This is a genomic window from Sorangium sp. So ce321, from assembly GCF_051530195.1.
In the GTDB taxonomy this organism is placed as follows: Bacteria; Myxococcota_A; Polyangia; order Polyangiales; family Polyangiaceae; genus Sorangium.
Map to the genome: position 1 here is coordinate 5,673,838 of NZ_CP150329.1, position 15,159 is coordinate 5,688,996.

General features: G+C 71.4%; 10 protein-coding genes. 5 read left to right on the top strand and 5 right to left on the bottom strand.

Annotated elements, in window-relative coordinates; genetic code table 11:
* Nucleotides 1–144: 144 nt before the first annotated feature.
* Together WME89_RS20865 and WME89_RS20870 are read right to left on the bottom strand one after the other, a co-directional pair.
* The gene (locus WME89_RS20865; RefSeq protein WP_438010879.1) at nt 145–1,230 is read right to left on the bottom strand and encodes an endonuclease/exonuclease/phosphatase family protein; all 1,086 of its coding nucleotides are present in this window, start codon (nt 1,228–1,230) and stop codon (nt 145–147) included.
* Between the two features lie 170 nt (nt 1,231–1,400).
* On the bottom strand, nt 1,401–2,540 hold the full coding sequence (locus WME89_RS20870; protein WP_438010880.1) for a pirin family protein: 1,140 nt from the start codon (nt 2,538–2,540) through the stop codon (nt 1,401–1,403).
* Between the two features lie 85 nt (nt 2,541–2,625).
* Here WME89_RS20870 and WME89_RS20875 point away from each other — a divergent pair, with 85 nt between their 5' ends.
* Both WME89_RS20875 and WME89_RS20880 read left to right on the top strand, forming a co-directional pair.
* Nucleotides 2,626–3,870, top strand: a complete 1,245-nt coding sequence (locus tag WME89_RS20875) for an MFS transporter (protein ID WP_438010881.1) — start codon at nt 2,626–2,628, stop codon at nt 3,868–3,870.
* A gap of 192 nt (nt 3,871–4,062) precedes the next feature.
* A complete protein-coding gene (locus tag WME89_RS20880; protein ID WP_438010882.1) occupies nt 4,063–4,707 on the top strand; it encodes an STAS domain-containing protein in 645 nt (214 codons plus the stop codon).
* Between the two features lie 20 nt (nt 4,708–4,727).
* On the opposite strand, the gene WME89_RS20885 is transcribed toward WME89_RS20880, so the two are convergent.
* On the bottom strand, nt 4,728–5,081 hold the full coding sequence (locus WME89_RS20885) for a hypothetical protein (protein ID WP_438010883.1): 354 nt from the start codon (nt 5,079–5,081) through the stop codon (nt 4,728–4,730).
* 183 nt (nt 5,082–5,264) lie between these two features.
* On the opposite strand from WME89_RS20885, the gene WME89_RS20890 reads away from it, so the two are divergent.
* Both WME89_RS20890 and WME89_RS20895 read left to right on the top strand, forming a co-directional pair.
* Nucleotides 5,265–7,037 carry a sigma 54-interacting transcriptional regulator gene (locus WME89_RS20890; protein WP_438010884.1) on the top strand — a complete coding sequence of 591 codons (1,773 nt, stop codon included), beginning with the start codon at nt 5,265–5,267 and terminating at the stop codon, nt 7,035–7,037.
* Between the two features lie 220 nt (nt 7,038–7,257).
* Nucleotides 7,258–7,929 (top strand): hypothetical protein, encoded by a 672-nt coding sequence (locus WME89_RS20895; protein WP_438010885.1) that lies wholly within the window; start codon nt 7,258–7,260, stop codon nt 7,927–7,929.
* A 25-nt stretch (nt 7,930–7,954) separates the two neighbouring features.
* Here the strand turns inward: WME89_RS20895 and WME89_RS20900 are convergent, their stop codons facing one another.
* Nucleotides 7,955–8,908, bottom strand: a complete 954-nt coding sequence (locus tag WME89_RS20900; protein ID WP_438010886.1) for a hypothetical protein — start codon at nt 8,906–8,908, stop codon at nt 7,955–7,957.
* 508 nt (nt 8,909–9,416) lie between these two features.
* Between WME89_RS20900 and WME89_RS20905 the strand changes: the two genes are divergently transcribed.
* On the top strand, nt 9,417–12,368 hold the full coding sequence (locus WME89_RS20905; protein ID WP_438010887.1) for an nSTAND1 domain-containing NTPase: 2,952 nt from the start codon (nt 9,417–9,419) through the stop codon (nt 12,366–12,368).
* Nucleotides 12,369–12,380: 12 nt separating this feature from the next.
* Here the strand turns inward: WME89_RS20905 and WME89_RS20910 are convergent, their stop codons facing one another.
* Nucleotides 12,381–14,831: a DUF4215 domain-containing protein gene (locus WME89_RS20910; protein WP_438010888.1), complete on the bottom strand. Its 2,451-nt coding sequence runs from the start codon at nt 14,829–14,831 to the stop codon at nt 12,381–12,383.
* Nucleotides 14,832–15,159 lie beyond the last annotated feature (328 nt).

A 15,159-nucleotide genomic window follows, 5' to 3' on the forward strand; every position in this document is an offset into this window, starting at 1 on the left:
GATCCCGGCTCTCGCCTCCCCGCCTCCCCGCCTCCCTGTGAATCTCTCCCTCTCCACCTTCCTATCCGCCCAACGTCTCGATCCCCCTCGGCACCTCGGCGGAACCAAGGACTCCCGCCCAGGGCCGCTCGCGAGCGCCCCGCGTCAGCGCTCGCCGATCGTGCCCAGGACGCCGAAGTGATCCGACAGGGTCGTCCGGACCGGACGACCCTCGGCGCTGATCGTGACCGGCGCGTCGAGGATGCGGCCCACGCGCAGGCGCGCGTCGAGGCCGCGCAGGAGCACGTGGTCGAGCCGCCAGCCCGAGTCCCCCACGTCGCCCGTGCCGAGCCCGTCGTGCGAGAAGGTCCCGCGGCGGTCGGGCACGTCCGCGTCGCGGAAGCCGGCGCCCTCCAGCCGCCGGAACAGCGATGAGCCGGGCGTGGTGTTGAGGTCGCCGAGGAGCAGCGCCGGGGAGCCGCCGGCCTTCTCGTCGACCCAGGCGAGCAGGCGCTCGACCTGGGGCGGCTGCTCCGCGCCGCCCGGCGACAGGTGCGCCGCGAAGACGTGGAGATCGCCGAGCCCTGGCGCCGCGACGCGCGCGTACAGGGCGCCGCGGGCGTTCAGTGTCGACTCGAACACGAGGATGTCGCGATCCTCGAGCGGCGTGCGCGCGAGGAGCCCCGTGCCGAAGGAGCCGCCGTAGGCGATGAGCCCGCCATAGCGCGACGACCGGCCCGCCGGCGACGCCTGCGACGCGGTGGGCTCCCCGACGCACCGGTCGACGATCTCGTGGATCGTGCCGACAGGGTGGCTCGCGATGCAGTTGAGGCACGGGGTGGGGAGGGCGAGCGCGGTGCTCGCGCAGTTCTGGACGACACAGCGCGCGAGCGCTTCGTCCGTGAGCCCGTCGCATTTCGCCTCAGCGCACGCGACGAGCGGCCTCACCTGCGAGGCGCTGCACGCCCCGTGCGCCGCCGCGTGCGCGGGCTCCGGCCGGAGCGCGTACGGCAGCCGCGACTCCAGCGCTCGGCGCAGCAGATCCCAGTGGGCGTCGAGCCAGAACTCCTGCACGAACAGGAGATCCACGTCCACCCCGGCGAGCGCCTCGATGACCCGCGGCACCCGCTCCGTCGCGTACGGCAGCACCCCCACGGCGAGCCCGGCGTTGAACGTGGCGACCTGGAACGGCATCGCGGACAGCGATGCACGCCGTATGCCCGACAGCGCCGCTGTGGTCGTCGCGGCCACCTTCTCGGCTCGTTTCCAGCGCTTCGCGGCAAGAAGCGCAGTCAGCAGCGGGAGATTCGTCCATCAGCTCGCGCGAGCCGACTCCGGTCCAGGATCGGCGAGATACGGCGCCCGGGGAGCTGCTGGCGTGCGCGCTGCCCTCGCGCTCCCTCGCCGCCTGTCGCCGCGCGTCAGCCCGCTGTCTCGGTGCGCCCGTCGGGGTAGCGCGCGAAGCGGCCCTCCGCGCGAGCGTGGACGGGGTCGTCGCTCGGCCACGGCCACCCGCCGAAGCCGGTCCGCCGGTAGTCGAGGAAGGCCTGCTGGACCTCCGCCATCGAGGTCATGACGAACGGGCCGTGCTGCGCGACGGGCTCGCCGATGGGCCGGCCCTGGAGGAGCAGGATCTCGGCCTCGTCAGCGCCGTTCTCGAGGAGCGCCGCGGCGCCGTCGCGCAGCGTGATCCGCTGGCCCGCGGGCACGCGGCGGGCGCCGACGCGCAGCTCGCTGCCGCGGAAGAAGTAGAGCGCGCGGTTCGTGCCGGGCGAGGCGGCCGGCAGCGCGAACCGCGCGCCGGGCGCCATCTTGAGCGTCCAGATCGCGACGTCGGCGTCCGCGCGCGCCGCCCACGACCGCGGCGGCGGCGCCGGCGGGCGGAGCTCGCCGAAGCGGCCGGCCACGACCGTGATCTCGGTCGACCGGCCCGCGGCGTCGCGCACGAGCTGCCGCGGGATCGTGTCGCCCCACATCATCACGAAGCGCGGGTCGGCGAGCTTGTCCGCGCGCGGGAGGTTGAGCCAGATCTGGAAGAGCTCGAGCGGGTTGGGCGCGTCGCGCTCCACCAGCGGGAACATCTCCGCGTGGACGATGCCGCTCCCCGCCGTGAGCCACTGGACGTCGCCGCGGCCGTAGCGCGCGGCCGCGCCGAGGGAGTCCGCGTGATCGATGAGCCCGCGCCGCACCACGGTCACCGTCTCGAAGCCGCGGTGCGGGTGCTGCGGGAAGCCGGGGACCACGTCGCCGTGGTACATGCGCCACCCGTCCTTGCCCGCGAAATCGCGCCCGATGGCGCGGCCGGCGAGCGAGGCGGCCGGCCCCATACGCTCGTTGCCGGCCGGGTACGCGTCGTCGTGGTGGACGCAGAAGAGGAACGGGTCGAGCGTCTCCCACGGGGACCCGAGCGGCGCGACGTCGCGGACGACGTCCTGCGCGGCGAGCGCCGCTTCCTCGGTGCTGGTGGGCGAGGGCTCGGTGCGGGCGCACGCGGCGACGACGGGCGCGGCGGGCGCGACGGCCAGAATTCCGAGGGCGGTGCGGCGATCCATGGCAGGCATCGTAAGGTGTGGTTGCGAGATGGACAACGGCGCCGCCGCGCAACGTGGTGTTGCGCCGAAAGCAACCATCGAGGCACAGCGGTCGATGGTAGAGTCGGCGATCGTGCCCAGCCAGCGATCCGAACGCAGCATCATCTTCCTTGTCGCCGCGGTCCAGTTCATCAACATCCTCGACTTCGTGATGGTGATGCCGCTCGGGCCCGACTTCGCCGTCGCCCTCGGCATCTCGATATCCCAGATCGGCCTCATCGGCGGCAGCTACACGGCGGCGGCCGCGGTCTCGGGCCTCGCGGGCGCGTTCTTCCTCGACCGGTTCGACCGGCGCAGCGCGCTCGCGGTGTCGATGCTCGGGCTCGTCGTCGGCACCGCGGCCGGCGGCCTCGCGACGGGCCTGCCGAGCCTCATGGCGGCGCGCGTGCTCGCCGGGGCGTTCGGCGGGCCCGCGACGTCCGTCTCGTTCTCCATCGTCGCCGACGTCATCCCGCCCGAGCGGCGCGGCAAGGCGATGGGCGTCGTGATGGGCGCCTTCTCGGTCGCCTCGGTGCTCGGCATCCCCGCCGGGCTGGAGCTCGCCCGGCGCGGCGGCTTTCCGCTGCCGTTCTTCGCCGTCGCGGCGCTCGGCCTGCTCGTCGCCGGGCTCGCGATCTTCCTCCTGCCCTCGATGCGAGGCCACCTCGCCGGCGAGCGGCCGTCGGGCGGCGCGCTGCGCGAGCTCCGCGCCCTCATCGGCCGGCCGATCGTGATGCTCTCGTTCGCGACGACCGCGATCGTGACCGTGGCGTCGTTCCTGGTGATCCCCAACATCTCCGCGTACGTGCAGTACAACCTCGGGTACCCGCGCGAGCGGCTCGGGCTGCTCTACTTCGTCGGGGGCCTCGTCAGCTTCGCGGCGATGCGCGCCGTGGGCCCGCTCGTCGATCGGTTCGGCTCGTTCCAGACGGGCACGGTGGGGGCGGCGGTGCTCGCGGCCGTCCTCTACGCGGGGTTCTTCTCGTACGTGCCGGGGCTGCCCGTGCTCTGGATCTTCATCGTGTTCATGCTCGGCATGACGTTCCGCAACGTCTCGTACAACACGCTCACATCGAAGGTGCCGCGCCCCGCCGAGCGCGCGCGCTTCACCTCGATCCAGTCGGCCGTGCAGCACATGGCGGCCGCGCTCGCCTCGTTCGCGTCGGCGCGGATGCTCCACGAGCTCCCGGACCGGCGCCTCGACGGCATGCCGACGGTGGCCGCGCTGTCGATCGCCTTCACGCTCCTCTTCCCGGTCCTGTTCCTCGGGATCGAGCGCCGCGTCGCCGTCGCCGCTGCCGCCGCCGCCCAGCGATCCTAGCCCTGCCGGCGCGCGTTCGCATACAAAGTAATTTGTCTTTCCTTATTGCCACGCATTCCAGAAACGAGGTACACCCGATCTCGTGCGCGCGATGTGCCCCCGACGTGACCCCCGACGCGATCGCCGGGCAGGCCCCTGGAGCGAGCCGCCGGGAGAGGCTGACGGGGCCGCGCAACGCCTGTCCAGAGCGCCATGAGCCAGCGTCCCGGGGTGTCGCCGGACGATCTTCGCGAGAGCGAGATCCGCGGCCTCGTCGGTGAGCTCCGCAGGGTCCTCGCGGACGCGCGCGAGGGCGCGCTCGACGTCCGGTGGGACGAGGCGCTTCCGGAGGGACACCCGCTCTCGGGGCTCCAGCAGGACATCAACGCGCTCATCGAGGCGCTCGCGGTGGAGCGGCGGCGGAGCCTAGATTACGTGGAGAGGGTCGAGGACCAGCGCGCCACCATCGAGCTCCAGCGCGCGGCGCTGCGCGAGCTGTCGACGCCGGTCATCGAGGTCTGGAGCGGCGTGCTCTGTTTCCCGGTGGTCGGCGTCATGGACAGCGATCGCAGCGCCCAGCTGATGAGCGAGCTGCTCGAGGCGGTGGCCGAGCGATCGGCGGACCACGTGATCATCGACGTCACCGGGATCCACGCGATGGACGGCCAGGCGCTCGGCTATCTGGTCGCCGCGGCGAGCGCCGTCCGGCTCCTCGGCGCCGAGTGCGTGGTCACCGGGATCAAGCCGCTCGTCGCCGATGCGCTGCTGGAGATGGACTTCGACCCGAGCCTGCTGAACACGCGGAGGAACCTGCGCGAGGCCCTCCGCCACATCATCGCGTCGAAGCGCGTGGCCTGAGCGCGCGGCGCGCGCGGCCGTCAGGAAGCAGGGTTCGCCTGCGAGAAGCGATAAGCCCCCACGGTGGCGGCGAGGGACGAGAGGACGAGGAGCGCGAGCGCCAGGCCGACGTTGTTGAGCGACTCGCCGAGGCCGACGATCCAGAGCCAGCGCGAGTCGGGCGGCACCGCGCCGATGAACGTGAGCGACTTGATGGTGCCGCTGACGAAGCCGAGACCGCCGGATACAAGCGTCAGGATCCCGAGGCTTATCTGGAGCGGCACGAACCGCCGCTCGGGTGAGATGGCGTAACGGACGGACGCAGCGAGGAGCAAGAGCCCGAAGACGAGCGTCGGATACATGCCCCAGCCGCCCATGTGAAAAGCTTCAGCCATGACGAGTACCTCCTTGAACTGGGCTCTTGACAGGCGCGCGAGGCGAATGTTCCGGGGCAGGGGAGCGAACTCCATGCTGCTGACATCGCTGTAACCCTACCGTGAGGCGAGAGGCGCGCAGCTTGCATGTGCGAGGGGTTCAGGGTTAGTCTTGGTCTCATGAGCGGCTCTCCGCGATCGCCGTTGACGACTCAGACGTTCGACCTGCGGGCGTCCCTGGACAGCCGAGGGATCAGCTCATACCTGCTCGTCATCGGCGCTTCTTCGTCGTACCGGCGGGCCCTCCCCGACGACGGCGAGCTCATCGTGGGGCGCAGCGACGACGCCGACGTGAGGCTCGACACCGCCGCGGTCTCCCGGCGGCACGCCAAGATCGTCGTCTCCGGGGGCGAGATCCGGATCACGGATCTCGGCAGCCACAACGGGACGGTCGTCAACGGCGAGCGCATCGAAGGCTCGCGCACGCTCGGCTCCGGCGATGTCGTCGCCATCGGCGATACGACGCTGATGCTCCGGCGCGAGCCGCTGTCGAGGGGCAGCGCGCTGATCGACATGGGCCAGCTGCGCCGGCGCGTCGAGGAGGAGATCGAGCGCGCGGCCGACTCGGCGCGGCCTTTCGGCCTGGCGGTGGTGTCCGTCGGCGCCGTGCAGATGCGCACGACCCTCGCGCAGCGGGCGCTCTCGGTGCTCCGGCTCATGGACATCGTCGCCTGGGACGGCGGCTCGCACCTGGCCATCGGGTTCCCCGAGCTCGGCGGAGAGGCGGCGCGCGCCGCGGTGCTCCAGCTGCTCGAGGCGATCGCGCCGCTGGCCCCCGAGGCGCGCGCCGGCCTGGCCTCCTACCCGTTCGACGGCGGCGACACCGAGACGCTCCTCGCGGGCGCGCGGACCGCCGCGTCGATCGCCGCTCCCGGGTCGATCGCCTCCGCCTCGGAGACCGCCGTCCAGTACGTCATCGGCGAGCGCACCATCGTGGTCGCCGACGCGGCCATGATCCGGCTCTTCGAGCTGATCCGGCGCCTCGCGGCGAGCGATCTGCCCGTCCTCGTCCTCGGCGAGACGGGGGCCGGCAAGGAGAACGCCGCCACCGCCGTGCACCACTGGTCGGCGCGGGCCCAGAAGCCGCTGATCACGCTCAACTGCGCGGCGCTCCCCGAGACGCTCGTGGAGAGCGAGCTCTTCGGCTACGAGAAGGGCGCTTTCTCGGAGGCGCGGGCGTCGAAGCCCGGCCTGCTGGAGCGGGCGCACGGCGGCACCGTCTTCCTCGACGAGATCGGCGAGCTGCCCCTCGGCGTGCAGGCCAAGCTGCTCCGCGCGCTCGAGGCGAAGCGGATCACGCGCCTCGGCGACGTGCGCGATCGCGAGGTGGACATCCGCATCGTCGCCGCCACGAACCGCGATCTCGAGGCCGAGGTCCTCGCCGGCCGCTTCCGTCAGGACCTGCTCTTCCGCCTGAGCGCCGCGGTGGTCGAGCTGCCCCCGCTCCGGCACAGGCGGCGTGAGCTGCCGATCCTGGCCCGGCTGTTCCTCGCCGAGGCGTGCGCCCGGACCGGTCGGGCCGCGCTCGATCTCTCGGAGGCGGCGCTCGCCGCGCTCTTCGCGCACCCGTTCCCCGGCAACGTGCGCGAGCTCAAGAACGCCATGGAGTACGCCGCGGCGACGACGGACGGCCCCGTGATCGAGCCGTGGAGCCTGCCCGAGCGCATCGCCGGGCTCGACGTCCCGCCGCGGCCGGCCGCGGACACCTCGGCGCTGCCCGCCTCGGAGCCCGCCCGCTTCAAGCCGATCGCCGAGGAGCTCCGGGAGATCGAGTGCGCGCGCATGCGTCAGGCGCTCGACGCCGCGGACGGGGTCCAGAAGCGGGCGGCGGCGCTCCTCGGGATGCCTGTCCGCACCTTCACCTTCAAGCTCAAGCAGTACGGCATCCTGCCGCGGGAGGGGAAGCGGAGCCCGTGAGGCGCAGCCGGTACCCTCGAAGGCGCATCGACTGGGGCAACAAACGGGTCGAACCCGCCTGAAACGAGCAGAATCTCGAACCGCCAAGAACGCCAAGAACGCCAAGAACGCCAAGAAGAAGACAATATCTTGGCGCCTTGGCGGTTCGGTTCTCGCTCGATCAACGTGATCGGTTTTCCAGGGCGACTTCGTATATGCTTCAGGATCCGGAGCCCTCCTGATGATCCTGACCCTGACTGCCCTCGCCTTGTTCGCTCCGCTGTGCGCTTACATCGCCCTGCGCGTCAGCGGGCGCCGGGCGTGGGGCGTCGTGCAGGACGGCCATGTGTCGCAGGGCGCGGGCGTCTACCGGAGCGTGGCGGTGCCGACGTGGAAGCGCGGCTCACCGCCCTTCGTGGTCCGCGCCGCGTCGTTCAGCAGCTTGCTCCTCGGCCAGATGGTGGTGCCAGGAGGCCTGGCCGCGCTGCTCGGCATGCTCTTCCTCGTCGATGCCGAGATCTCTCGGTCAGGGCGCGGGCCGCTGACGCTGCTGCTGGCGGTGCTCGTCCTGTCGGGGCCGACCGGCCTCGTTGTGGCCGTCAAGCTCCTGATCGCCGGCCAGGCCATGGTGCGCCGCGCGTCCAGCGCGATCGCGTCCACGCGCTCGGCCGCGCGCTGGGCCATCTGGCACAACCTGGTGCTGAGCGCCGCGCTGGCCGTCGTGCCGATCCTCGAGCCGGTCTTTGGCTCCGACCAGATCGCGCAGATCGAGGTCTGTTACGCCTATGTGGCGGTCTCGCTCGCTCACGCCCTCTTGCTCCGCCGCGCGGCGCGCGCGCTCGAAGCGTACGACGCCGCGCAGGCGGCCGACCCTGCGCCGGCCGACCCGGCGATTCCCGCGCCCTCTGCCTGACGAAGGTCGCGGCGACTCCGCGGGATCAGAAAACGAGCCGGGCCGACAGCCCTGCACCGCCGAGCGACGCGGCGGGCCGGAGCTCGAGCTTCACGCCGCCGGGATCCTCCGTGCGGTAGGACTGTGGCCTGTTCAGGAAGAGCAGGACCGTCCCCGTGACCACCGTCGCTCCGCCGGCGATGAGGGCGCCGATGCCCAGCTGGTTCTCGAGGACGCTGGCACCGTACTCATCGCTGTCGGACGGCGCGCAGGAAGGAACGCACTCTTTCTGGAGGCGCGCGTCTGTCGATCGATGGCTCGTGCCCGAGTGCCACATGAGCCCGCCACCCACGACGCCCAGGGCAGCGCCGGCCCCGATCGTGGCCCAGGGGACCCAGGCGGGCCACCGCTGCCTGGTGACGACGGCATCGACGCCGAGGGCGAGCCGGCCCGAGGCCTCTTTGCCGGCGGAAACGAGGATGGGCCTGACGACCGTGAAATAGCCGTTCTTCCTCGCGACGACGACATGCTCTCCGGGCATGACCATCCGCCGCCCGGTGCCGGGCGCGACGAACCAGGGCTTGCCGTCGAGCAGCACGGCGGCGCCCGGCTCATCACACTGGATCTCGACGGCGGCGATCTCCCGCTCCACGAGCGATCGCATCGCCGCGCGCGCCTGCTGCTCCAGCTCGGGCGCGAGCCAGCCGGGCCCCCAGCGCAAGGAGAGACTCAGGCTCTCGTAGGCGAGGAGCGGCAGTCCCATGCTCGCGAGCACCCGCCCCAGGTAGAGCCGGAGCTCGGGGTGCTCCCAGGAAGCCAGCGCTTCTTCGTACTTCGTCCGCGCCTCCGCGAGCATCACGCGCCGGTGCAGCTCCCGCGCCTCCTCGAAGAGCGCCTGTGCCCTCTGCTTTCGCTCCTCGGAGACCCCCTGGTGCCATGGCGGCGGCGAGCCCTGGGCTCGCGCGGGCCCGGCGCACAGGGCCACGAGAGCGATCGGCAAGAGGAGCTGCGCCGTGGAGCGGGCGACGCGGGCGAGTCGGCTGCGGATCGTCGTCCCGATCGCCGAGCGCCTCGCCGCCGCGGCACCCGCGGGCCCTCCGACCGCGCACCCGTCGAGGCTCGCCTGGCGCGTGAGCGCATGCCGCGAGCGACACGGCGAGCGCACGACCATGTTGAGACTACATTTGCGCAGGGGCTCCTGCAACGTAAGCTGGCGTGCGCATGTGTCGTCAGAGGCCTGCGACGCTCGGGGGCCGGGGATGCCATCCTGAAGCCATCTGTCAGCAGGGGAGCGGACTGGATCCGCCGTGGGAAGAGATGTACAGGCGTGCACTGGAAAGGTTATATCCTGCCGCCGTCGCGACGGCCGTCGTCATCGTGCTCCACAGAACATCGATCATCGCGCCGCCGCGTACGGATGGAGCGAAGCGGCCCACGGCGCTCGCTGCCCGGGGGCCGCGCGGTCGACGCTCGGCGCGGCCGAGCACGATCCCGGGAGGCGTCCCGCAATGAACAGCGCAGGGCCCGAGAACACGGTCGACGCGATCATGGCGAGCAGCGGCGCAGCGTCCCCCAGGGCCACGCTGTCCGATAGAGTACCGGGCAGGGCCGGCGGCGTCGCCGCGGGCGCTGCCGATATGAGGACCCGCACCTTGAACACGGCGGACTCCCCGCCGCCGTCCTCGCCGTCGCCGGCCACGCAGGCCAGCCCGCCGCCTTCGGCCGGCGACCGCGTCGGCCATTACGAGCTCCTGCGCGAGCTCGGCCGGGGGGGCATGGGCGTCGTGTTCCTGGCGCGCGACCTCCGGCTCGCTCGCCTCGTCGCGATCAAGCTCCTCACCAAGCTGAGCCGGATCGGGGTCCAGCGCTTCCTCGTCGAAGCGCAGGCGACCGCGCGCTGCAAGCACGAGCACATCGTGACGATCCACGAGGTGAACGAGCACGACGGGTTCCCGTACATGGTGCTCGAGTACATCGAGGGGCAGAGCTTCCGCGCCTGGATGAAGCAGCGCCGGCCCGCCGACGCCCCCGCCCGGGTGTCGACGGCGCCGGTCCCGCCCGGCCTGGCCGTCGAGATGGTGGTCCCGATCGTGCGCGCGCTCGCGAGCGCGCACGCGTCCGGCATCGTCCATCGCGACCTCAAGCCAGAGAACGTCATGCTGGACGCGTCGGGCGCGATCAAGGTGGTCGACTTCGGCATCGCCTCGCTGCGCGACGATGAGGCGAGCCTCTCGGGCGAGCACTCCGCCGAGGACATGCGCCTGACCCGCACGGGAGCGTTCGTTGGTACGCTGCCTTACATGTCCCCCGAGCAGTGGGCGGGGAAGGAGATCGACGCCTCCAGCGACGTCTGGGCCGTGGGCATCCTGCTCCACGAGCTCGTGCTCGGCGTGCACCCGCTCGCGCCGTGCCGGATGCAGGACCTCGTCATGGTGCCGCGCCTCGACGAGCCGATGCCCGAGGTCGGCGCGCGCCACCCGGAGCTCGGTCCGCTCGGCGCGCTCATCGACCGCTGCCTGCGCAAGCGGAAGGCCGAGCGGTTCGCCTCCGCGCAGGAGCTCCTGGCGGCGCTCTCGCCGCTCCTGCCCGGGCGCCGGGAGTTCCACCTCGGCGCGGACGAGAGCCCGTTCGCCGGCCTTTCGTCGTTCCAGGAGGCCGACGCCGACCGCTTCTTCGGCCGCGCGCAGGACCTCGCGGGCCTCGTCGCGCGCCTCCGCAGCCAGCCGCTGCTCGCGCTCGCGGGCGCGTCGGGCGTCGGCAAGTCGTCGCTCGTGCGGGCCGGGGTGATCCCGGCGCTCAAGCGCTCCGGCGAGGGCTGGGAGGCGCTCGTCATGCGGCCCGGGCGCGAGCCGCTGACCGCGCTCGCGGACCTGTTCAGCCACCCCGCCGTGACGCTGAGCACCGACTCGCAGGCGCTCGCCGCCGAGGGCGGCGCGGCGGCGCGCGCGGCCGTCGTCGAGCGGCTGCGCGCCGAGCCCGGCCTGCTCGGCGCCGCGCTGCGCGGGTGGGCGGGCCGCGCGCAGCGGCGCCTCTTGCTGTTCATCGATCAGTTCGAGGAGCTCATCACGCTCGGCGCCCCGGCCGAGGAGCGCGCCGCGTTCCTCGCGTGCCTCGAGGGCATCGCCGACGACGCCTCCTCGCCGCTCCGGGTCGTCCTGTCGGTGCGGTCCGACTTCCTCGAGCGGATGACCGAGCACGAGCATTTCATGGCGGCGATGACGCGCGGCCTCGTGTTCCTCCGGCCGATGGGGCGCGAGGGGCTGCGCGAGGCGCTGGTGAAGCCGGTGGAGGCGGCGCGGCACGAGATCGAGGATCCGGCGATGGTCGAGGGCATCCTCGACGCGCTCTCTACGACGCGCGGGGCGCTGCCGCTGCTCCAGTTCACGGCGGCGAGGCTCTGGGAGATGCGGGATCGGGGGCGCCGGCTGCTCACGCGGGCGAGCTACGAGGCGATCGGCGGCGTGGCCGGCGCCCTGGCGAGCCACGCCGACACGCTGCTGGCCGGGATGAGCGAGCGCCAGGCGAAGCTCGCGCGGGCGGTGCTGGAGCGGCTGGTGACGCCGGAGCGGACGCGGGCGGTGGCCAGCCTGGGCGAGCTCTGCGAGCTGCCGGGGGACCCGGGCGAGATCGAGCGGGTGGTGGGCCTGCTCGCCGACGGGCGGCTCCTGGCGATCGAGAAGGGGGACGACCGGGCGGGCAGCACGGTGGAGCTCGTCCACGAGTCGCTGATCGAGCGGTGGCCGACGCTCACGCGCTGGCTCGACGAGAGCCAGGAGGACGCCGTGTTCCTGGACCGGCTGCGCGCTGCGGCCCGGCTCTGGGACGCGAGCGGCCGCGCCGCGGACACGCTCTGGACCGGCAAGGTCGCCAGGGAGGCGCGCGGCTTTCGCGAGCGCTACCGGGGCGCGCTGCCGGAGCGGGAGCGGCTCTTCCTGGAGGCGGTGCTCCGGCTGGCCGACCAGACGTACCGGAGGCGGCGCCGGCTCGTCTCCGGGGTCATCGCGGGGCTGTCGCTCGTGGCGGTCGCGGCGGGGGCGGGGATCGTGAAGCTGACCCGCCAGAACCGGGTGATCACGGCGCAGCTCGACGAGATCCGGAGGAAAGAGGACACGCTGAAGGAGGCGCTCGCGAGCGAGGAGGCGCAGCGGAGCGCGGCGGAGCGGGCGCGGCAGGAGAGCGAGGCAGAGCGGCGGTGGGCCGAGCAGATGCAGCGCGAGGCGGAGGAGGCCCGCAAGCGCGCCGAGGCCCAGGCCGAGCGCGCCCGCGTGGCGGCGGGCGAGGCGCAGGCGGCGCGGGACACGGCGCAGCGGTCCGAGGCCGAGGCGCGCCAGGCCGAGGTGAAGGCCACCGAGGAGGAGCGGAAGGCGAGGGCGGCGGCGGAGGCCGCGCTGCGGAGCAAGCGCGAGCAGGAGGAGCTGATCGAGCGGACGGTGGGGAAGATCAGGGAGAAGCTGCAGTAGCGGGCGAGCCGGTTACCGCGTCGTCCGGGCGTGACGGTAGATGACGCCGCCATCGTCGACGACGAAGGACGTGCTCCCGGCGCTCCACCCCGCCGTGAGACGGCGCTCCGTCGTCGAATTGAGCTTGAGCCAGGAGATCCCGTCGTAGTGCAGGAGAATGCCGCTCTCGCCCACGGCAAAGACATCCCGCGGCCCGCTCCCCCACACGCCATCCAGATCTGCCAGCGTCGTCGAGCTCATGGCCTGCCATTCCAGGCCGTCATAGTGCAGGATCGTGCCATTCTCACCCACGGCGAAGACGTCCTGCGGCCCGCTCCCCCACACGCTGGAGAGCCCCTGCGCATCGCCGGCCGGGGGCAAGTCCATGGGCAGCCAGTCCTGGCCATCGTAGTGCAGGATCGTGCCTGCGCCCACGGCAAAGACATCCTTCGGCCCGCTCCCCCACACGTCAGACAACCATTCCGGTGTGGGCGGGATCATGGTTTGCCATGCCAGGCCGTCGTAGTGCAGGATCGTGCCGTCATTGACTGTGGCAAAGACATCCGTCGGCCCGCTTGACCACACAGCGTACAAGCGTTTCGATGAGGGCGGGGACACGGCCTGCCATTTCTGACCGTCGTAGTGCAGGATCGTGCCGTTCTCACCCACGGCATAGACATCCCGCGGCCCGCTCCCCCACACGCTGGAGAGCCCCTGCACATCGCCGGCCGGGGGCAAGTCCATGGGCAGCCATTCCTGGCCATCGTAGTGCAGGATCTTGCCTGCGCCCACGGCAAAGACATCCTGCGGCCCGCTCCCCCACACGTCAGACAACGGTTCTGGTGTGGGCGGGGTCATGGGCAGCCATTCCTGGCCATTGTAGTGCACGGTCGCGCCATCACGACCCACGACAAAGACATCCTGCGGCCCGCTCCCCCACACGCCATAAAACGATAGCTCCGCTGGGGGCGAGGTCATCTTCGTCCAGTGCTGGCCGTCGTAGTGCAGGATCGTGTTCTGCTCACCCACGGCATAGACGTCCAGCGGCCCGCTCCCCCACACGCCATGCAACCACACCGATGGGGCCGGGGTCGTGGCCTGCCAGTGCTGGCCGTCGTAGCGCAGGATCGTGCCGTCACGACTCACGACAAATACATCGTCCAACCCGCTCCCCCACACGCCATGCAACGCCTCCGATCGAGGCAAGATCATGGGCTGCCAGTCCTGGCCGTCGTAGTGCAGGAGCCGACCCTCCTCGCTCGCGACACCATGGACCACGACAGTTACATAGCCCACGACAAATACATCGTCCGACCCGCTTCCCCACACGCCACGGAACCCATCCACGTCATCGGGTATGGGCAAATCCATGGGCTGCCAGTCCTGGCCGTCGTAGTGCAGGATCGTGCCCTCGTAGCTCACGACAAATACATCGTCCGCCCCGCTGCCCCACACGCCTAACAACGATTCCGATCCGTATCGGAGCATGGGCTGCCAGTCCTGGCCGTCGTAGTGCAGGATCGTGCCGTTATCACCCACGGCGAATACATCCCGCGGCCCGCTGCCCCACACGCTCCACAAATGCTCGGTTGTGCGCGACGGCATGGCCTGCCATTCCTGGCCGTTGAAGTGCAGGATCGTGCCGTTATCACCCACGGCAAATGCATCCTGCGGTCCGCTTCCCCACATCCATTCCAACGAATTCGATGTAACTGGCTCCTGCAGGCGCCAGTTCCAGACTCCGCACTGAGCGGCGGATAGGTCGGCGCAGGAGTTGATGCACCGCGGTCGGCCAAAATCATAGCGCAGGGATACGCAGGATGTCTTGACCGGCACGTTGATGTCGCAGATTTCGTCCTCTGCCAGCTTCCCGTCGCCGCAATGTTTCTTGCAGTCGTGCCTGCAATACCCGCTGAGATCAGAGTTCTGGTCGCCTCGGCACAGCAGGTCGGTCAGAGTCGATCCGTCAACACCGCAGTCGCATTCCTCCCCGCGCGTCGAGTCGACCACGCCGTTGCCGCAGCGCTCGTCGGAGGTGCAGTCGGCGCTGCACCCGTCGCCGTTCAGCTCGTTTTCGTCGTCGCAGACCTCGCCAGCCGCGGCATCGACGATGCCGTTGCCGCAGCGCTCGTCGGAGGTGCAGTCGGCGCTGCACCCGTCGCCGTTCCGCTCGTTGCCGTCGTCGCAGACTTCGTCCCGCACGTCATCGACGAAATCGTTATCGACGACATCGTTGCCGCAGCGCTCGTCGGAGGTGCAGTCGGCGCTGCACCCGTCGCCGCTGTTCGTGTTCCGGTCGTCGCAAGCCTCGCCTTCCTCTTTGACCCCGTTGCCACACGTGTCGCGGCGGCCCGGGGCAAAGCATATGTTTCTTGCCTCGTCGCATTGATGTCCGATCGGACAAAAGCTATCGTTGCAACGTTTCCCGCCCTGGAGGCATGCACCCGTGACGGCGACCAGCGCCATCACGAATGCGATCGCCACGACGTGACGAAGCGTCCAGCCGCCCCGCGGAGGGCCCGTGACCTTCCCCTTCCTCACCGTGCCCCGTGTCCGCGTCCATGCTCGCATCTTCGCCTCGCTCTTTCCTCTCCCGGTGGCCCGGCAGCTCGCTCCGGGTATCGCAGTGAAGCAAGGGAGCAAGCCGCGCCGCAAGGGGCATGCCACCTTGCACCGCCGAACGCGGCCGCGGTCGCGCACCTGTACCGTGCTGTGCCGCGGCGACTCCTTTTCTCGAGGCGGCCCACGGCGCCGCCAGGCGTGTCGCCTCGGGGGGGCCGGCGCGCGGGGTCGGCGCGATGGCAATTCTTGC